16 protein-coding genes are annotated in these 18,382 nt (G+C 68.9%); 10 read left to right on the top strand and 6 right to left on the bottom strand.

Features of this window, described 5'->3' with window-relative positions:
* Positions 1-76: 76 nt before the first annotated feature.
* From ACFVV5_RS16590 to ACFVV5_RS16565, 6 genes are read right to left on the bottom strand one after another with little or no spacing between them, the layout of a single operon-like run.
* Positions 77-961: an inositol monophosphatase family protein gene (locus ACFVV5_RS16590; protein WP_387246293.1), complete on the bottom strand. Its 885-nt coding sequence runs from the start codon at positions 959-961 to the stop codon at positions 77-79.
* Positions 958-1,647 (bottom strand): glycerophosphodiester phosphodiesterase, encoded by a 690-nt coding sequence (locus tag ACFVV5_RS16585; RefSeq protein ID WP_387246291.1) that lies wholly within the window; start codon positions 1,645-1,647, stop codon positions 958-960. Before ACFVV5_RS16585 ends, ACFVV5_RS16590 begins: the two co-directional genes overlap by 4 nt.
* Positions 1,644-2,684: an ABC transporter ATP-binding protein gene (locus tag ACFVV5_RS16580; RefSeq protein WP_387246289.1), complete on the bottom strand. Its 1,041-nt coding sequence runs from the start codon at positions 2,682-2,684 to the stop codon at positions 1,644-1,646. Before ACFVV5_RS16580 ends, ACFVV5_RS16585 begins: the two co-directional genes overlap by 4 nt.
* Positions 2,685-2,694: 10 nt before the next feature.
* Positions 2,695-3,609 carry an ABC transporter permease gene (locus ACFVV5_RS16575; protein WP_387246287.1) on the bottom strand — a complete coding sequence of 305 codons (915 nt, stop codon included), beginning with the start codon at positions 3,607-3,609 and terminating at the stop codon, positions 2,695-2,697.
* Positions 3,609-4,556: an ABC transporter permease gene (locus tag ACFVV5_RS16570; protein ID WP_387246285.1), complete on the bottom strand. Its 948-nt coding sequence runs from the start codon at positions 4,554-4,556 to the stop codon at positions 3,609-3,611. Before ACFVV5_RS16570 ends, ACFVV5_RS16575 begins: the two co-directional genes overlap by 1 nt.
* Positions 4,556-5,689, bottom strand: coding sequence for an extracellular solute-binding protein (locus ACFVV5_RS16565; protein WP_387246283.1), 1,134 nt, complete (start codon positions 5,687-5,689; stop codon positions 4,556-4,558). The genes ACFVV5_RS16570 and ACFVV5_RS16565 overlap by 1 nt, the downstream gene beginning before the upstream one ends.
* 220 nt (positions 5,690-5,909) lie before the next feature.
* Between ACFVV5_RS16565 and ACFVV5_RS16560 the strand changes: the two genes are divergently transcribed.
* From ACFVV5_RS16560 to ACFVV5_RS16515, 10 genes are all read left to right on the top strand, one after another.
* Positions 5,910-6,671, top strand: a complete 762-nt coding sequence (locus tag ACFVV5_RS16560) for a DeoR/GlpR family DNA-binding transcription regulator (protein WP_387246281.1) — start codon at positions 5,910-5,912, stop codon at positions 6,669-6,671.
* A gap of 436 nt (positions 6,672-7,107) precedes the next feature.
* Complete coding sequence (gene kdpF, locus ACFVV5_RS16555) at positions 7,108-7,197, top strand: K(+)-transporting ATPase subunit F (RefSeq protein ID WP_064110145.1); 90 nt, start codon at positions 7,108-7,110, stop codon at positions 7,195-7,197.
* A 2-nt stretch (positions 7,198-7,199) separates the two neighbouring features.
* Positions 7,200-8,873, top strand: a complete 1,674-nt coding sequence (kdpA, locus tag ACFVV5_RS16550; protein ID WP_387246279.1) for a potassium-transporting ATPase subunit KdpA — start codon at positions 7,200-7,202, stop codon at positions 8,871-8,873.
* Positions 8,874-8,878: 5 nt separating this feature from the next.
* Positions 8,879-11,029, top strand: a complete 2,151-nt coding sequence (gene kdpB / locus ACFVV5_RS16545; RefSeq protein WP_387246277.1) for a potassium-transporting ATPase subunit KdpB — start codon at positions 8,879-8,881, stop codon at positions 11,027-11,029.
* 21 nt (positions 11,030-11,050) lie between these two features.
* On the top strand, positions 11,051-11,674 hold the full coding sequence (gene kdpC / locus ACFVV5_RS16540; RefSeq protein ID WP_387246275.1) for a K(+)-transporting ATPase subunit C: 624 nt from the start codon (positions 11,051-11,053) through the stop codon (positions 11,672-11,674).
* An 11-nt stretch (positions 11,675-11,685) separates the two neighbouring features.
* Complete coding sequence (locus tag ACFVV5_RS16535; protein WP_387246273.1) at positions 11,686-14,169, top strand: ATP-binding protein; 2,484 nt, start codon at positions 11,686-11,688, stop codon at positions 14,167-14,169.
* A 1-nt stretch (position 14,170) separates the two neighbouring features.
* Positions 14,171-14,875 carry a response regulator gene (locus tag ACFVV5_RS16530; protein ID WP_387246271.1) on the top strand — a complete coding sequence of 235 codons (705 nt, stop codon included), beginning with the start codon at positions 14,171-14,173 and terminating at the stop codon, positions 14,873-14,875.
* Between the two features lie 1,313 nt (positions 14,876-16,188).
* Entirely contained in the window at positions 16,189-16,635 is a 447-nt protein-coding gene (locus ACFVV5_RS16525) for a MaoC family dehydratase N-terminal domain-containing protein (RefSeq protein WP_387246269.1), read from the top strand.
* Entirely contained in the window at positions 16,635-17,054 is a 420-nt protein-coding gene (locus ACFVV5_RS16520) for a MaoC family dehydratase (protein WP_387246267.1), read from the top strand. Before ACFVV5_RS16525 ends, ACFVV5_RS16520 begins: the two co-directional genes overlap by 1 nt.
* A 71-nt stretch (positions 17,055-17,125) precedes the next feature.
* A complete protein-coding gene (locus ACFVV5_RS16515; protein WP_387246495.1) occupies positions 17,126-18,292 on the top strand; it encodes a UDP-N-acetylmuramate dehydrogenase in 1,167 nt (388 codons plus the stop codon).
* Positions 18,293-18,382 lie beyond the last annotated feature (90 nt).

Below are 18,382 nucleotides of genomic sequence, written 5' to 3'. Positions count from 1 at the left end.
ACGTCGACGCACTCAGTTGTGGCAAAGTGTCGTTATCGGCCCCGATTCCGGCCGCTAAACGACACTTTGCCACGACTCACGGTGCCAGCGTTCCCGGCCCCTGTGGAGAACTGACGTGCGCCGGCGCCGGCGCCGACGCCGACCCCGACAGCGACGCCGACCACAGCGCGAAGAGCTCGTCGGCGACGGCGGGCGCCGCGATGAGCATCCCGCCGCTGTCCGGGAACAGTGTCCGGATGCCGCTCTCATCGAGCACGACGGCGCCCGCCTCGTGGGCGATCAGCGCGGCGGCGAGATGGTCCTCGGCGCCGAACCCGCCGACGACGGCTCCCGCGCCGCGACCGGCGGCGACCCCGGCGAGGGTCATCGTGCCGGAGCCCATGACGCGCACGGTGCAGTAGCGCCGGCTGAGGCCGTCGCAGAAGTCGAGCATCCCCGGCCACGGACGATGCCCGTTCAGCTCGGTGCTGACGATCCCGCCTTCGAGAGCGGCGTCGGCGCGGACCCGCAGTTCGCGCCCGTCGAGCCGCGTGCCGCCGCCCGCCCGCGCATCGAAGATCTCGCGGCGCCACGGGTCGGCGACGACACCGAGGAGGGGACGGTCGTCGACCGCGAGCGCGAGGGAGAACGAGCTCCAGGGCATCCCGTTGGCGAGGTTGGTCGTCCCGTCGACCGGGTCGAGGTACCAGGTGGGGACACCCGGCACTGCGGAGCCGCCGTACTCCTCGCCGACGAAGGCGTGATCGGGGAACCGCTCGCCGATGACGGCGCGCACGTGCCGTTCGATCGCGGTGTCGGCATCGGTGACCAGATCGGCGGGGTTGCTCTTGCGGCCGATGTCGCCCAGCGAGAGCTGCGCGGTCGTGGCGACCGCCCACCGGGCCAGTTCGAGAGCGGTGGCATATTCTCGGTCGGCATGGTCAGGGTCGACGTGCTCCGGGACCTTCGGGGCGGAGGTCATCGCGCGGCCTCCGTCCGGAGGACGCCCTGCAGCAGGGACAGCCGGTTGGTGGTGATCGCGTCCACCCCGATCTGCACGGCGCGTTCCATCAGTTCAGGGTCGTCGATCGTCCAGGCGGTGACCGTGTAGCCCGCTTCGTGGACGGCATCGGCGAGCCGGCTCGTCACGGCCGCGAACGGCGCGTTGACGGTGGACGGCCGGAGGTCGGCGAGCTCGGCCGGCGTCGGCGGGCGCAACGCGCTCCACGGCAGCCAGACCTGGGCCGAAGGGTCCAGCGCGCGCAGCAACCGCATCGCGGCGATGTGCCCGCACCACGCGACGGGGACGTCGAACCGGCGGGCGACGTCGAGAGCCGGCGCCGCGAAGGCCACATCGTCCATGTCGATGAGGAGAACGCTGGAGGCAGCGGCGAACAGCGGCACCACCTCCGACAGCAGCGGCGGCCGGTGGTCGGCGTCGCCGATCGCGAGGAGGTCGGCGGTCGGCACCGTGTCGATGCTCGCGTCGATGCCCCACAGGCGCCGGAGGGTCGGGTCGTGGAGGGCCACCACGTCGCCGTCGGCCGTGAGCCTCACATCGATTTCGACGAAGTCCGCACCCTTCTCGATCGCGGACCGGATCGCGGGGAGGGTGTTCTCCCGGAACTCGCTCGAGTCCCCACGGTGCGCAGAGGTCAGCGTGGTCATGCCGCCACCCCCACCGGCTCGTCCACCAGGCGGCCGTCACGGAAGACGAGCGCCTTGGCGATCGCGGCGTAGCCGGCGGTCCCGACCTCGGGAGCCTCACCGGAGACGAACGCCCGAAGCACGACGTCCGCGCGCCGGAGGTGCACTTCGGTGAAGTGCCCGTGCGGAACGGAACGCTCGACCGTGGCGCTGATCGCGCGATCGAACGGGCCGCGCGCGAAGACGACGTCCTCGGGCCGTACGCCGACCACGTCCGTTCCCGGCACGACGCGCGTGCCGTCGAACGAGCCGTCGAAGCGGTTCAGCGAGCCGATGAACGTGGCGACGAACTCGGTCGCCGGCCGGGCGTACAACTCCGTCGGGGTCGAGAACTGCTCGATCCGCCCGGCGTTCATCACGGCGACGCGGTCGGAGATCGAGAGAGCCTCCTCCTGGTCGTGCGTGACGATGATGGTGGTGATGCCGAGGCGCTGCTGGAGCTCGCGGATGTCCTCCCGCACTTTCACGCGGAGCTTCGCGTCCAGGTTGCTGAGCGGCTCGTCGAGCAGCAGCACCGACGGCTCCTGCACGAGGGCGCGGGCCAGGGCCGTACGCTGCTGCTCTCCGCCGGAGATGCGGGCCGGGCGCGATTCACGGTGGTGCAGCAGGTTGACGAGTCCGAGCATCCGGTCGACCCGTTCGGCGATCTCCGCCTTCGGCCGGCGGCGGATGCGCAGCGGGAAGGCGACGTTCCTGAAGACGGTCATGTGCGGCCAGAGCGCATAGTTCTGGAACACCATCGCACTCGGGCGCCTGTCGGGGCCGAGGTGGGTGACGTCGTCGCCGGCCATCCGGATGCTGCCGCTGTCGGGCTGCAGGAATCCGGCGATCATCCGGAGCGTTGTCGTCTTGCCGCAGCCGGACGGGCCGAGCAGGGAGACGAGCTCTCCCGGCTCGACGGTCAGGTCGAGCTCATCGATGATCGTGCGGCCGCCGAGCTCCTTGTGCAGGGAGCGCAGCTGCAGCCCGCCGGGACGGGGAGGGTGGGGGGTGTTCACGAGGGTTCCTTCACTTGATCTGGAAGCCTTCGGCGAGCTGCCCGCCCATGACGTGCTTGCGCACGGCCAGGAGCAGCACCACCGAGGGGATGGAAAGCAGGATGGAGAAGACGGCGGCCACCTGCTTGGGGTAGTTGAGCACCAGCGTGTACATCTCGGTCGGCATGGTGAGGATGTCGGGGGCGCCGACCAGGTAGGTGCCCTGCGCCTCGTCGAACGAGGCCAGGAACGCCATGACGGCGCCGACCAGGATGCCCGGCAGCGCCAGCCGGACCGTCACGGTGAAGAAGACCCGGATGCGCGACGCGCCCGCATCCCGGGCGGCCTCCTCGAGCGAGCGCGGCACGGCGGCGAACGCGGCAGCGGGGATCCACGTCATGAAGACGACCGTGCCGAGCAGCTGCACGATCACGATGCCGGTCACCGTGTTCATCAGGTCGAGCGCGTAGTAGAGGGAGGCCAGCGTGGCGAACAGGCCCATCCGCGGGAAGGCGTTGGTCGCGAACAGGCCGATCAGGAAGGTGCGGCGGCCGACGAAGTCGAAGCGCGCGAAGGCGTAGGCGGCGGGCAGGCAGATCAGGGCGGAGCAGACGACGACGATCGGCGAGATGACCAGCGAGTTCCGGATGGCCGTGCCGAGCGACTCGTCGGAGAAGACGGTCTGCCACCAGCGCAGGGTCCAGGAGTCCGGTCCGAGATGCGGGTAGGTCCAGGAGCCGGCGAACGCGTGCACGCCGAGCCAGACCAGCGGACCGAGGATGAAGACGAGCAGCAGGACCGCGAACGCGGTAACGCCGACCCGGCGTGCGACGGATGCGACGGTGATCGCGCTGCGGGCGCGGCGGCGCTCGCCGGAGGTGGTCGCGGTCTGCGCGGTGTGCGCTTCTCCGACGAGGTCGGGGGCGATGGCGGGGGATGCACTCATCAGACCCGTCCTTCCCTGCGGGCGCTGCGGAAGTTGGCCCACACATAGAGAGCGCCGATGCCGGACGCGGCGGCGAACACGACGAACGCCATCACGATCGACTGCTGCGGCTGGTTGTACGAGGTGAAGTAGCTGGTCAGGACGACTCCGAGCATGGTCGGGGAGTTGGGGCCGGTGAAGTACGGCACGGTGTACGACCCGATGACGCCGATCGCCGTGAAGGTGGCCGCGATGACCACGGGCACGGCGCACAGCGGCAGCAGGATGGTGCGGACGATGCGCGCGGTGCCGGCGCCCGCATCCCGTGCCGCCTCGATCAGGGCGTCCGGGACGGACTGCAGTCCGGAGGTGATCATCAGCACGGCGAACGGGAGCGAGGTCCAAGCCGAGCCGATGATGACGGCAGTGGTCGTGTACGCCCAAGTCGGACCCTCGATGCCGAACTGCGCGAGCAGGCTGCGGACGAAGCCGTCGCCCGAATAGAACGTGAGGATGGCCCAGGACGCGATCACCACCGGGATGAAGAGCGGGACGATCGCCACGGCGGAGAGCACGCGTGCCAGCCAGCCGCCGGTCAGCCGCAGGTAGAGGCCGATCCCACCGGCGAGCACGAGCACGAGCACGGTGCTGACGACGGTGACGACGAGGGTCACGCCGAGGTCGAGCCAGAACACGTCGGTGGCGAACACGTCGCCGTAGGCGCCGAACGTCGGGACGAGGCCGGTCGCCCGGTGGACGTTCTGCCCGACGGCCGCGACGACCGAGTTGAGGCCGCCGGTGAAGCCGAAGCTGAAACCGAGGGCCAGCACCACCGGCACCCCGATGAAGAGGGCGATGACGAGCACCGGGGGGAGGGCGAGGAAGAAGCCGGGGAGGGAGAGCCGCGACGCGGTGCGCGCGCCGCGGCTCTCACCGCCTGGCCGGCGGCGGGCTGAGGCGGAGGACATTACTTGCCGGGAACCTTCTGGGCCCACGCCTTGTTCATGTCGGCCGACATCGTCGCGAAGTATCCGGGCCGGAGGTGCGCGATGTCGGCGTCCTTGAAGAGGGCCTGCACCGGGGCCGGCAGCTTGGCGAGGGCGATGACGGGGTAACCGGAGATGCTGTCGGAGACGAGCGCCTGAGCATCCGGGGTCAGAAGCCACGAGGCCAGCGTCTCGGCGGCCTTCTGGCGCGGCGAGGCCGACGGGATCCCCAGGTAGCTGGCGCCACCGGTGAACGACGGGTCGGAGATCTGGGTGTAGGCGATGTTCGCCGGGATCTGGCCGGTCTTCTTGCCGGTGACGAACTGGTCGCTCCACACCGGCGCCATCGAGATCTGCCCGCTGCTCAGCAGGTCGAGCACCTGGTTGTTGCCGTTGGGGTAGACGCCCTTCTGGTACACGTACGGGTTGAGTCCGGCGAGCGTGGCGAAGCCGGTGTCCCACGCGGTCTCGGTCTCCGGCGCGTAACCGGTGACCATCTTGGTGCGGTCGGACGCCGAGACCGACTTGTCGAGGACGGTGGTGACGAACGCCCCGCCGCTGCCGCCGGAGTCGGGCGAGTTGTAGGTGAACTTGCCCGGGTTGGCCTTGATCCAGGCGAGGAGGTCGTCGAGGGTCTTGGGCGGCGTCGCGACGGTCTTGGTGTCGTAGGCGAGCACGACGCTCGACCCGCGATACGGGATGCCGCCGACGCCGCCGGCCGCGCGCACGTCCGACGGGACGTCCTTGAGGCCGGGGATGTCCGTGGGGGTGGCCTTCGTGAGCAGACCGCTCGCAGCGAGCTGCGCGACGAACCCGGCGTCGACCAGGTCGTAGCCCGGGTCCTTGTGCTGCACGGTGGCGGCGGTCAGCTTCGCGACCGTCTGCTGGTCGTGCAGCCCGTGCAGGTCGAAGTCGACGGACACGTCGTAGCCCGGGTTGGCCTTCTCGAAGGCGGGGATGAGGGTCTTCTGCCAGAGGTCCTGGATGTTCGTGTCCGCGCTGATGAACACGGTGAGCTTCTTGTCGGACCCGGTGGCGTCGGCGGCCGAACTGCTCTGCGCGCAGCCGGCCAGAGTCAGGCCGGCTGCAGCCACGACCGCGACGGACGTGAGCATGCGAGATAGTTTCACGGATGGTCTCCTGTTGACGTGGGGGAGGGATTCTCGGCGGGGAGAGCCGAGCGAGATCACGCTAACAACGCTGCGCATTTGTGGCGATACATGCGCGAATGTTTTCGATCAGCGGATGGATTCCGTTCACTTATCATTCATGTGCGCACAAACGCGCACCAGAATCGAACGTCGCTGTGATCGTATTTGCAGATATGATCACCGCATGATGACGCACCAACGCGAGGCAGCGATCCTCGAACGCCTCCGCGCCGTCGGCAGCGTGACCGTGGTCGAGCTGAGCCGGCTGCTCGACGTCAGCGGCGCGACGATCCGTCGCGACCTCGAACGGCTGGAGCTGTCCGGCTCGCTGCGCCGCGTCCACGGCGGCGCGCTCGCGCCCTCGATGAACGAAGAGATGGACGTCCTCCCCGACGTCGACGACGACACGCGGGAGAAGGAGGCGATCGCGGTCCGCGCGGCCGAGCTGGTCGCCGACGGAGACGTGGTGCTCCTCGACATCGGCATCACCACGATGCGGATCGCGCGGCATCTGCGCGGGCGCGACATCACGGTGATCACCAACAGCCTCGCGGTCCTGGATGCCCTGCGCGACGACGAGTCGGTGTCACTCGTGCTCCTCGGCGGCATGGTCGGGCGCAAGCCGCGCACTCTGGTCGGACCCCTCACCGAGGAGACCCTCGGCATGGTGCGCGCGAACATCGCCTTCATCAGCAGCACCGGCGTGCGGCCCGACGGGTCCATCGTGGTCGACCTGTCGCAGGAGGCGTCCATCAAGATGCGGCTCCTCCAGTCGGCGGATCGCGTGGTGCTGACGGCGACCACCGCCAAGTTCCCGGGCAGCGGGTCCCTCCGCATCGGCCACCTCTCGGACGTGGCGATGGTGATCGCGACCGAGGGCGCGGACCCGGCGACGCTCGCGCTCTGCGAGAAGGCCGGCGGCGAGGTCCTGATCGTCGCCGCCTGAGCCGCCCTCTCGCTCGCCCCCCGCCCGCGCACCGCGAGTCGTTCCAAAGTGTCGTTATGGGCCTCGATTCCGGCCCCATAACGACACTTTGCGACGACTCACCGCGTCGGAGCATCCGGCCCCTGTGGATAACGCCGCCGCAGCGGCCCCGGATGCTCGCGCGCAGCGCCGCGGGGCGACCGAACGGGACCGTGCGGAGGGAAAGCGTTAGGACTCGACGCGAGGACGTATGGATTCCGTTAGGACGCCGTTCGGGCCCTCAGACGACTAGTTACATAGGTCCGTGATCCTGGCAGAGCGCCAGGTTCGAGCGCACGTCAGCCGGCGAGCGTGAAACCGCGGATGGAGAAGTTCCGTTGTTGGACATCATTTGTGTTGTGGGCATCCTCGCGCTCGGCGCGATCGTCGCCCTGATCGGACGAGGGGTGGAGAAGCTGTGATCTTCTTCAACCTGCTGGCGGCGGCCCTCGCTGTCGCATCGATCGCGTATCTCGTGTATGCCCTGCTGAAGCCGGAGAGATTCTAGCTATGACTTTCTGGCTCTTCGTGGCGATGTTCGCCACGCTCATTCTCCTCCTCGCCCTCTGCTACAGGCCGCTGGGCGACTACATGGCCGCCACCTTCACGTCGAAGAAGGACCTGAAGGTCGAGCGCGGGTTCTACCGGCTCATCGGCGTCGACTCCGCGGTCGACCAGAGCTGGCCCGTCTACCTGCGCAGCGTGCTGTCGTTCTCGATCATCGGCGTGCTGCTTGTGTACCTGTTGCAGCGCATCCAGGAAGTGCTCCCGTACTCCCTCGGACTTCCCGCCGTGCCGGAAGGTCTGTCGTTCAACACGGCGATCTCGTTCGTGACGAACACCAACTGGCAGTCGTACTCGCCGGAACTCACGATGGGCTACACGGTCCAGATCGCCGGTCTCGCGGTGCAGAACTTCCTCTCGGCCGCCGTCGGCATCGCCGTCGCGATCGCGCTGGTGCGTGGTTTCGCCGCCCACCGCACGGGCGTCGTCGGCAACCTGTGGGTCGACGTCACCCGCGCGACCCTCCGCATCCTGCTGCCGCTGTCCGTCGTCTTCGCGATCATCCTGATCATCGGCGGCGCCGTTCAGAACTTCAACGGGTTCGAGCAGGTCACCTCGCTGACGGGCGGATCGGTCACGATCCCTGGCGGCCCTGTCGCCTCGCAGGAGGCCATCAAGCTGCTCGGCAACAACGGCGGCGGCTTCTTCAACGTCAACTCGGCGCATCCGTTCGAGAACCCGACGGCCTGGACGAACATGGTCGAGATCTTCCTGATGCTCCTGATCCCGTTCTCGCTGCCGCGCACCTTCGGCAAGATGGTCGGCGACAACCGTCAGGGCTATGCGATCCTCGGCGCGATGGCCACGATCTTCGTCGTGTCGCTCGTCGCCCTCACCCTGTTCGAACTGCAGGGCGGCGGAACGGCCACCCAGGCGGCAGGCGCCGCGCTCGAAGGCAAGGAGCAGCGGTTCGGGATCCTCGGATCCACGCTGTTCGGCACGACGAGCACGCTGACCTCGACAGGCGCGGTCAACTCGATGCACGACAGCTTCACTCCGCTCGGCGGAATGATGACGATGCTGAACATGATGACCGGTGAGGTCGCTCCCGGCGGCATCGGCGCGGGTCTCTACGGCATCCTGGTGATCGCGATCATCTCAGTGTTCCTCGCCGGCCTTATGGTCGGACGCACACCTGAGTACCTCGGCAAGAAGATCGGGTCGCGCGAGATCAAGCTCGCGAGCCTCTACATCCTCACCACGCCGACCCTCGTGCTGCTCGGAACCGGGCTCAGCTTCGCCATCCCGGCCATCAAGGACAACATCGAGAAGGTGTCGATCTGGAACCCCGGTCCGCACGGCTTCTCGGAGGTCCTCTACGCGTTCACGTCGGCGGCCAACAACAACGGCTCGGCGTTCGCGGGACTGACCGCGAACACGCCCTGGCTGAACGCAGCTCTCGGCACCGCGATGTTCCTCGGCCGGTTCGTGCCGATCGTGTTCGTGATCGCACTGGCTGGTTCCCTCGCTCGGCAGGAGAAGGTTCCGGCCACCGCCGGCACGCTGCCGACGCATCGCCCGTTGTTCGTCACCTTCGTCGTCGGCGTGGTCGTCATCGTCGCAGCACTCACCTACTTCCCCGTTCTCGCGCTGGGTCCCCTGGCAGAAGGGCTTCACTAACCAAAATGTCCACACTCACTGACACTGCTTCACCGGCGGGACGCTCGTCGGGCCAGAAGGCGCCTCAGGGCGCGTTCAACGCCCGGCAACTGATCGCGGGCATACCCGGAGCGTTCCGCAAGCTCAACCCGAAGGACATGTGGCACAACCCCGTCATGTTCATCGTGGAGATCGGCGCTGCGCTCACGACGATCCTGGCGATCGCGCAGCCGTTCCTCGGCCCGCAGACGTCGGGCGGATCGCCGGTCACCCTCGCCTTCACCTGGGCGATCGCCATCTGGCTGTGGCTGACCGTGCTCTTCGCGACCCTCGCCGAGTCGGTCGCCGAAGGACGCGGCAAGGCGCAGGCCGCCAGCCTGCGCAAGACGCGCACCACCACGGTCGCCAACCGGGTCGCCGACTACGACGAGAAGACGGATGCCGGCGCGACGAAGGCGCAGGCGGCCCAGGTCCCCTCGGCAGACCTTCGCCTCGGCGATGTCGTCATCGTCACGGCAGGCGAACTGATTCCGGGCGACGGCGACATCATCTGGGGCATCGCCTCCGTCGACGAGTCGGCGATCACCGGAGAGTCCGCGCCGGTCGTCCGAGAGTCAGGAGGCGACCGCAGCGCCGTCACCGGCGGCACCCGGGTCCTCTCCGACCGAATCGTCGTACGGATCACGAGCAAGCCGGGCGAGACGTTCGTCGACCGGATGATCAAGCTGGTCGAGGGTGCTTCACGTCAGAAGACGCCGAACGAGATCGCGCTGAACATCCTGCTGGCCGCACTCACGATCATCTTCGTGGTCGTCGTGCTGGTTCTCGGGCCGACGGCCGGGTTCGCGAACGCAGCTCCGGGCGTGACCGTTCTCGTCGCGCTGCTGGTCTGCCTCATCCCCACCACGATCGGCGCGCTCCTCTCCGCGATCGGCATCGCCGGCATGGACCGGCTCGTGCAGCACAACGTGCTCGCGATGTCGGGCCGCGCGGTCGAGGCGGCGGGCGACGTGACCACACTGCTGCTCGACAAGACCGGAACGATCACCTACGGCAACCGGCAGGCTGCCGAGATCACCCCGGTCTCCGGAGTCGAAAAGGCCGATGTGGTCAAGGCTGCAGCGCAGGCATCGCTGAGCGACCCGACACCCGAAGGGTCGTCGGTCGTCACCCTCGCCGGAACGCTCGGTTTCACGCAAGTCGGAGAACTGGATGGCGAGGTCGTGCCGTTCACGGCCCAGACCCGCATGAGCGGCGTCGACTTCGCCGACGGCAGTCAGGTCCGCAAGGGTGCCGCATCCAAGGTCATCGAGTGGGCGCAGGAGTCGGGCCCCATCGCCTCGTCGACCCTCAGCGACCTCGACGAGAAGGTGGACGAGATCTCGAGGGCAGGCGGCACCCCGCTGGCCGTCGCGACGAAATCCTCGACCGGAGCAGCCACGATCCTCGGTGTGATCTACCTCAAGGACATCGTGAAGACGGGCCTCGCGGCGCGCTTCGCGGACATGCGCAGGATGGGCATCCGCACCGTCATGATCACGGGTGACAACCCGATCACGGCGAAGGCGATCGCCACCGAGGCCGGCGTCGACGACTTCCTCGCCGAGGCCACCCCCGAGGACAAGCTGGAGCTGATCCGCAAACAGCAGGAGGGCGGCAGCCTGGTCGCCATGACCGGTGACGGGACGAACGATGCCCCGGCCCTCGCGCAGGCGGATGTCGGCGTCGCGATGAACACGGGAACGTCGGCGGCGAAAGAGGCCGGCAACATGGTCGACCTCGACTCCGATCCGACGAAGCTGATCGACATCGTGACCATCGGCAAACAGTTGCTGATCACTCGCGGCGCGCTCACGACGTTCTCCATCGCCAACGACGTCGCGAAATACTTCGCGATCATCCCGGCGATGTTCGTGGGAGTGTTCCCGGGGCTCCAGGCGATCAACATCATGCAGCTGCACTCGCCGTCGTCGGCCATCCTGTCGGCGATCATCTTCAACGCGCTCATCATCGTGGTCCTGATCCCGCTCGCCCTCCGTGGTGTGCGCTACCGTCCGTCATCGGCATCCCTGCTGTTGCGCAGCAACCTGCTGATCTACGGCCTCGGTGGAATCATCGCCCCCTTCATCGGAATCAAGCTGATCGACCTGATCGTCAGCCTGATCCCCGGATTCTAGAAAGCCAGAACGGAAGACATCATGAATGCTTCACTACGTGGAACAGGGCGCCAGTACTGGGTCGCCATCCGGGCGCTGATCATCTTCACCGTCGTCCTCGGGGTCGTCTACCCGCTCGTCGTCACCGGGATCGGGCAGCTGGTCATGCCGGCGCAGTCCAACGGGTCGACCGTCAGCTACCAGGGGAAGGTCGTCGGCTCCAGCCTGATCGGGCAGACCTTCACCGATAAGAAGGGCAACCCGCTTCAGCAGTGGTTCCAGTCGCGGCCCTCCGCGGCCGGCGACGGCTACGACGGCGGTGCGTCCAGCGGCAGCAACCTCGGACCGAACAACCCCGACCTGGTGAAGGCGATCGAGGGCCGCAAGTCGGTCATCGAGAAGACGGACGGGGTCGCCGCGAGCCAGATCCCCGCTGACGCGCTGACGGCATCCGGATCCGGGCTGGACCCGCACATCTCGCCCGCCTACGCCCTCCTCCAGGTCGACGCCGTGGCGCAGGCCCGCGGAATCAGCACCGACGACGTCAAGAAGCTGGTCGAGTCGCACACCCAGGCGCGCGACCTCGGCTACCTGGGAGAGCCGACCGTCAACGTCGTCCAGCTCAACATCGCGCTGGCCGCGATGGACCCGGCCGGGAACAAGTAGGCCGGACGTCGATGACAGCTCGCGGCCGCCTCCGGGTGCTCCTCGGCGCAGCACCCGGAGTGGGCAAGACCTACATGATGCTCGAAGAGGGGCGTCGTCTGCGAGACACCGGCAAAGACGTGGCCGTCGCGGTCGTGGAAACCCACGACCGCGCGGCCACGGCCGCACTTCTCGAGGGGCTCGAAGTCATCCCGCGGAAGACCGTCGAGCACCGCGGCGTCACCCTCACCGAGATGGACCTCGATGCGGTGCTCCAGCGCCATCCCGACATCGCCCTGGTCGATGAGCTCGCGCACACCAACGCGCCCGGCTCCGCCCACGAGAAGCGGTGGCAGGATGTCGAGACAATTCTCGACGCCGGCATCGACGTCATCTCGACCGTCAACGTCCAGCACATCGAGTCGCTCAACGATGTCGTGGAACAGATCACCGGTGTTCCTCAGCGCGAGACCGTCCCCGACTCCGTCGTGCGCAGCGCGACCCAGATCGAGGTCGTCGACCTCACGCCCCAGAGCCTGCGCGACCGTCTGGCGGAGGGCCAGGTGTATCCGGCCACGCGCATCGACGCGGCACTCTCCAACTACTTCCGCCTCGGAAACCTCACCGCGCTCCGGGAGCTGACGCTCCTGTGGCTCGCCGACGAAGTCGACAGCTCGCTCCAGCGTTACCGTGCCGAGCACGGGATCGACCAGAAGTGGGAGGCCCGCGAGCGTGTCGTCGTCGCCCTGACCGGCGGTCCTGAGGGGGAGACCCTCATCCGGCGCGGTGCGCGCGTCGCGGCGCGGTCCGGCAGCGGGGACCTCCTCGCCGTGCACGTCACGAGCCAGGACGGCCTGCGCGAGACGGACCCGGCAGCGCTCGCCGCGCAGCGCAAGCTGGTCGAAGAGCTCGGCGGCACCTACCACCAGGTCGTGGGAACCGACACGCCGGAGGCGCTGGTCACCTTCGCGCGGGCGAGCAATGCCACGCAGCTGGTCATCGGCGTCTCGCGGCGCAGCCGGCTGACGGCGCTCCTGACCGGCTCCGGTGTCGGAGCGACGGTCGTCCGCGAGTCCGGCGACATCGATGTGCACATCGTCTCGCACGCGGCGGCCGGCGGACGCACCCTGCCGCGATTCCGCCGGACCGGGGCACTCAGCGTCCGACGCAGGATCTACGGCTTCCTGCTCGCGCTGATCGCCGGGCCGCTCCTCACGCTGCTGCTCCTGCAGGTGCGCAGTCCCGACTCGCTCACCGCTGAAGCGCTCGCCTATCAGCTCCTCGTCGTCGTCGTCGCCCTCGTCGGAGGGATCTGGCCGGCGCTCTTCGCCGCGATCCTGTCGGGGCTGACGCTCGACTTCGTCTTCGTCAGTCCGTACAACACGCTCACGATCGGCAGGCCGACCCACCTCATCGCGCTCGGCCTCTACGTCGTGATCGCGGTGCTCGTGAGCGTCGTCGTGGATCAGGCGGCGAGACGGACGCGCTCCGCCGCGCGCGCCTCGGCGGAGTCCGAACTGCTGGCAACGGTCGCCGGCGGCGTGATCCGCGGGGACGACGCCGTGCAATCGCTGGTCTCCCGCACCCGCGAGGCGTTCGGGCTCAAAGCCGTCCGGTTCACCGCCGACGACGACCACGTCCAGACCACCGACGGCGAGATCGACGACGGCGACGTCCCCACCCGGGTGCCGGTCGGAACCCGGGGAACGCTGGAGCTCTACGGCAACGACCTGCAGGCCGCCGACCGGCGGCTGCTCTCCGTCATCGTGAGCCAGCTCGACGCGGCGGTCGAGCACGCCGACCTGAGCACGGCCGCGAAAGAGGTCGGTCCGCTTGAGGCGACGGATCGGGTGCGAACCGCGCTTCTCGCAGCGGTCGGGCACGATCTCCGCCGTCCGCTCGCCACCGCGACAGCGGCCGTGACGAGCCTCCGCTCGACCGACGGCAAGCTCTCGGCGCGCGACCGGGCGGAACTGCTCGAGACCGCGGACCTCAGCCTGCAGTCGCTCGCCGGCCTCCTCACGAACCTGCTCGACGTCAGCCGCGTGCAGGCCGGCGTCCTGGCGGTCTCGCTGGAGCCCGTCGACCTGGACGACATCCTGCCGCCGATCATCGACGAACTCGCCGTCAAGCCGGGAGACATCGTCATCGACGTCCCGACGGACCTCCCGGAGGTCAGGGCCGACGCGATCCTCCTGCAACGCGCGATCGTGAACCTGCTGTCGAACGCGCTGCGCTACTCGCCGAAAGGCGAACCGCCGCGGGTCAGCGCGAGCGCGTTCGGCGGGAAGATCGAGATCCGCGTCTCGGACTCGGGGCCCGGAGTCCCCGACGAGCGCAAGGAGGAGATCTTCCATCCCTTCCAGCGGACGGGCGACACCGACAACAGTGCCGGTATCGGCCTCGGGCTCGCCCTCACCAAGGGGTTCGTGGAGGGCATGGGAGGCACACTCACCCCGGAGGACACCCCGGGCGGCGGCCTCACGATGGTCCTGTCCCTGCCCATGGACGCCTGACATGAAGATCGTTGTCGCCGACGACGACCCGCAGATGCTCGGAGCCCTCCGGATCATCCTCGGCGCGCACGGCTACGACGTCACACTCGCCCGCAACGGGAAGGAGGCCCTCACGGCGGTCGTGAACGCGCATCCGGATCTCGTCGTCCTCGACCTCGGGATGCCCCAGCTCAGCGGCGTTCAGGTGATCGAAGCGATCCGCGGCTGGAACACCGTGCCGATCCTCGTCGTCTCCGGCCGCACCGACTCGGCCGACAAGGTCGGGGCGCTCGACGCCGGAGCCGACGACTACGTCATCAAACCGTTCTCGGCGGACGAGCTCCTGGCGCGCATCCGGGCCCTGACGCGCAGGAGCGGCGGCACGGCGGACGACCAGCCGGTCGTGCGGTTCGGCGACGTCTCCGTCGACCTCGGCGACAAGATCGCGCTCGTCCACAGGGATGGCGAGGACACTCCCGTGAGGCTCACACCCACCGAGTGGCAGATCCTCGAACTCCTGCTCCGCAACCCGCGAAAGCTGATCACGCAGCGCACGATGCTGACGGACATCCGGGGCCCCCAGCATGTCGGCGACACCGGCTATCTGCGGCTCTACATCGCGCAACTTCGCAAGAAGCTCGAGCCGGATCCCACGCATCCCCGCTACATCCTCACGGAACCGGGCATGGGCTACCGCTTCCAGCCGGACACCGAGCTGGACCAGTAGCGCGGAGGCGTCTCAGCCGGCGCTCGGCGCCGAAGCGCCCGGCGTGCCCAGCGCGCGCTCGATCGCCTCCTTCACCCGCGCGTCCTCGCGTGAGTTCTGCTGCGCTCGAAGACGCGTTCGCAGCCGCCACCCACGATGACCGCGACGGCGGTCGACTGGACCGGCGCATCGTTCCGTGGCGAAGGCCTGGGCGCCTCGTCGACCGACGACCCGGTCCGGATCGGTCCGTCGCGGCTGTCAGGGCCGTTCTCAGCTGTCAGGGTTTTGGCGGCTTGGTCCGGCCGGGCGCCTTCGCGCTCCGGCCGTGCCCGGCCGTCGGGCTGCTGGTCGGTGCTTGAGGCTGTGAGCCGGGCGCTGTCGTGACGGAAGCAGGGTCGGTCGACGAGCTCGGCGGCGCCGGCACGGCGGGCGCGGCTGTCGGCGGATGCTGGCGGGCGCTCGTCCCAAGGCCGGGGACGGGGACGGACGAGGGCCGGCCGGAGGGCGAGATCGTCGGTGCGTCGGGCCGATGCGTCGAGGCGTGCGTCTGCGGGGCGAATGCCTCGGGCAGCAGCGGTCCGACGATGTCGGGTCCGCCGAGAAGGGCGGTCCCGACGACCCCGACGTACGCCGCGACGCACGAGACGGCGAACAGCCCTGCGGATTCCTCGTCCGCGGACGGGCCACGCGGCGACCGTGCACGACCGTCGGGAGGGGTACTCGGTCCGCGACACGCCGATGGGCGGTCGGGCGCCGACCGTTCGCCCCGCGTCGTCGAACCCGAGGACGCTGTCCACCGGATCGGTGTCGACCGAGTAATGACCGCGCAGATCCCCGCGATTCCGCGAGATATCAGGGGGTGGACATCGCGGGTCCCGATGGTCGCCGAAGCTCGGAATGTCGGTGGTGTGACCTATCCTGGGGACAGGTCGAAAAAAGTTCGAAAACACTACATGTAGTGGAATGACACGAGTGTCATTAGGGTTATATAGTGGGTACACGCCGCACGAAGCGGCGAAAAAAGAGACTTCTAGGGGAGGCAATCATGGACTACGAAAGCGACAGTGTTGGCGGCTACTCGGTTCCCGTCGACCCCATGGACATGCTGCAGTGCGACAGCTGCCAGTAAGGCACTAGCACCGAGCACGAGAACCCCGGCGGCCATCAGGCCGGCCGGGGTTCTCCGCGTCCGGGCCCGGCTGCAACGTCCCGCCGTCGTTTGCCAGAAGATGTCGCCAACACGCCCGGGCTGACGACACCAAGTGGCAAACGGCGGCCCGGGGAGCGCAAACGCGCAGGGCAGGCGGTCGGGAGGGCATCCGTAGAATGGTCGGGTGCCAGTGAACCCAGAACTCCAGGGGCGGCAGTTCCCGCCGACCAGCCCCTACCTCGTCGGCCGGGAGAAGGTCCGCGAGTTCGCGCGGGCCGTACTCGCCACCAACCCGATCAGCTTCGACGTCGAAGCCGCCCGCGCCGCCGGGCACGCCGACCTCGTCGCCCCGCCGACCTTCCCCGTCGTTGTGCAGGAGCAGACGCTCGCGCAACTGCTCGCCGAACCGGATGCGGGCATCGACTTCACCCGCGTCGTCCACGGCGACCAGCGGTTCACCTACACGCGCCCCGTCGTGGCCGGCGACGAGCTCACCGCCACGCTCATCGTCGCGAGCGTCAAATCGCTGGGCGGCCACTCGATGGTCACGGCCGAATCGGTGATCGTCGACGCTGCCGGCGAGCACGTCGTCACGGCGACATCCACCCTGGTCGTGCGAGGAGACGAGTGATGCCCGAATTCGACGCCCTGACGGTCGGTGACGTGGTCGCCGAGCGCACGTTCGAGCTCAGCCGGGACACGCTCGTCCGCTATGCGGGAGCATCCGGAGACTTCAACCCCATCCACTACCGCGACGACGTGGCCACGTCGGTCGGGCTGCCCGGTGTCATCGCGCACGGGATGCTCACCATGGGCCTCGCCGTCCAGCCGGTCGTCGACTGGGCCGGCGACCCGTCGCGGGTGGCCGACTACCAGGTGCGGTTCACGCGCCCGGTGGTCGTCGACCCCGCCGACGGCGCAGCCGTGCAGGTCAGCGCCAAGGTCGGCCAGCTCGACGCCGAAGCGCGCGTCGCACGCATCGACCTCACGGTGACGTACGACGGCGCGACCGTACTGGGCAAGGCGCAGGTCCGCGTCACCCTCGCCTGATGACCGACGGCCAGCCCGGCGACGGCATGACAAGCGACGGCATGACAGGTGGCGGCACGACAGGCGGCGGCATGACAGGCGGCGGCACGACAGGTGCCGGCGCCGACGCGACGCCGGCTCTGTCGACCCTCACCACGATGCGGGTCGGCGGCGTCCCCGCCCACCTCGTCGATCCGTCGACCCGGGACGAGCTCGTCCAGGTCGCCCTCGACACCTGGGCTGACGGCAGCGAGTGGCTGCTGCTCGGCGGCGGATCGAACACGGTCGCGGCCGATGAGGGCTTCGACGGCACGGTCATCCGGGTTATCACGCGCGGCATCGAGCGACTGGATGCTCCGGCGGGCCGGGTCAGGTTGCGCGTGCAGGCCGGCGAGCCGTGGGACGCCCTCGTGGCGCACACCGTCCGCAACGGCTGGTCGGGCATCGAAGCGCTCTCGGGCATCCCGGGCTCGACCGGCGCCGCCCCGGTGCAGAACATCGGCGCCTACGGCCAGGAGCTCGAGACCAGCCTGCGCGGTGTCGAGTTCCTCGACTACGCGACCGGCGACCTCCGGATGCTCTCACGCGACGACCTCGGGCTCGGCTACCGCACGTCCGTGCTCAAGCGCGGGATGCGCGGCGTCGTTCTCTCCGTCGACCTCGAGCTGGCCGACGGCAACGACCCGTCGGGCCTCGGCGCCCCCGTCAGTGCGCCCATCGCCTACGCCCAGCTGGCCGACACGCTCGGTGTCGCGCTCGGCTCCCGGGTGTCGGTGGCGGAGCTGCGGCGCTCGGTGCTCGCGCTCCGCGCCTCCAAAGGCATGGTGCTCGACCCGGACGACCAGGACTCGGTGAGCGCCGGATCGTTCTTCACCAACCCGATCGTGTCGGAGAACTTCGCCCGCTCGCTGCCGTCGGCTGCGCCCCGCTGGCCGGTGACTCCGCCGGAGCCGGACGTCGTGCTGGGCATCCAGGACGGCGGCGTCTACCCGCAGGACATCCCGCAGCTCGCAAGCGGCCCGTACGAAGTGAAGCTGAGCGCTGCGTGGTTGATCGAACAGGCGGGCATCCGGCGCGGTTTCGGTCTGCCGGGCTCGCGGGCGGCGATCTCCAGCAAGCACACCCTGGCGCTCACCAACCGCGGGGGAGCGACCGCCGCCGAGATTGTGCAGCTGGCCTCGTATGTGCAGGCGCGCGTGCAGGCGGAGTTCGGCGTGGTGCTGCATCCGGAGCCGATCCTGGTCGGGCTCACCCTCTAGCGACGCGCCACGCGCTCTCGCGCCGCGCTCGCGCGCCGCGCGCGCGCGCCACGCGCTCCGCCGTCGAGTCCGGAGTTGCTGGGTCGAATC

The sequence above is a fragment of the Leifsonia sp. NPDC058248 genome (assembly GCF_042881905.1).
Taxonomy (GTDB): Bacteria; Actinomycetota; Actinomycetes; order Actinomycetales; family Microbacteriaceae; genus Leifsonia.
This window is presented reverse-complemented; position numbering and strand designations above follow the sequence as displayed.

Coding starts and splice junctions, on each gene's coding strand:
- ACFVV5_RS16590 (WP_387246293.1), bottom strand. CDS start 961: ATGACCTCCGCCCCGAAGGTCCCGGAGCACGTCGACCCTGACCATGCC.
- ACFVV5_RS16560 (WP_387246281.1), top strand. CDS start 5,910: ATGATGACGCACCAACGCGAGGCAGCGATCCTCGAACGCCTCCGCGCC.
- ACFVV5_RS16570 (WP_387246285.1), bottom strand. CDS start 4,556: ATGTCCTCCGCCTCAGCCCGCCGCCGGCCAGGCGGTGAGAGCCGCGGC.
- kdpB (WP_387246277.1), top strand. CDS start 8,879: ATGTCCACACTCACTGACACTGCTTCACCGGCGGGACGCTCGTCGGGC.
- ACFVV5_RS16530 (WP_387246271.1), top strand. CDS start 14,171: ATGAAGATCGTTGTCGCCGACGACGACCCGCAGATGCTCGGAGCCCTC.
- ACFVV5_RS16585 (WP_387246291.1), bottom strand. CDS start 1,647: ATGACCACGCTGACCTCTGCGCACCGTGGGGACTCGAGCGAGTTCCGG.
- kdpA (WP_387246279.1), top strand. CDS start 7,200: ATGACTTTCTGGCTCTTCGTGGCGATGTTCGCCACGCTCATTCTCCTC.
- ACFVV5_RS16575 (WP_387246287.1), bottom strand. CDS start 3,609: ATGAGTGCATCCCCCGCCATCGCCCCCGACCTCGTCGGAGAAGCGCAC.
- ACFVV5_RS16515 (WP_387246495.1), top strand. CDS start 17,126: ATGACAGGCGGCGGCACGACAGGTGCCGGCGCCGACGCGACGCCGGCT.
- ACFVV5_RS16565 (WP_387246283.1), bottom strand. CDS start 5,689: ATGCTCACGTCCGTCGCGGTCGTGGCTGCAGCCGGCCTGACTCTGGCC.
- kdpC (WP_387246275.1), top strand. CDS start 11,051: ATGAATGCTTCACTACGTGGAACAGGGCGCCAGTACTGGGTCGCCATC.
- ACFVV5_RS16520 (WP_387246267.1), top strand. CDS start 16,635: ATGCCCGAATTCGACGCCCTGACGGTCGGTGACGTGGTCGCCGAGCGC.
- ACFVV5_RS16535 (WP_387246273.1), top strand. CDS start 11,686: ATGACAGCTCGCGGCCGCCTCCGGGTGCTCCTCGGCGCAGCACCCGGA.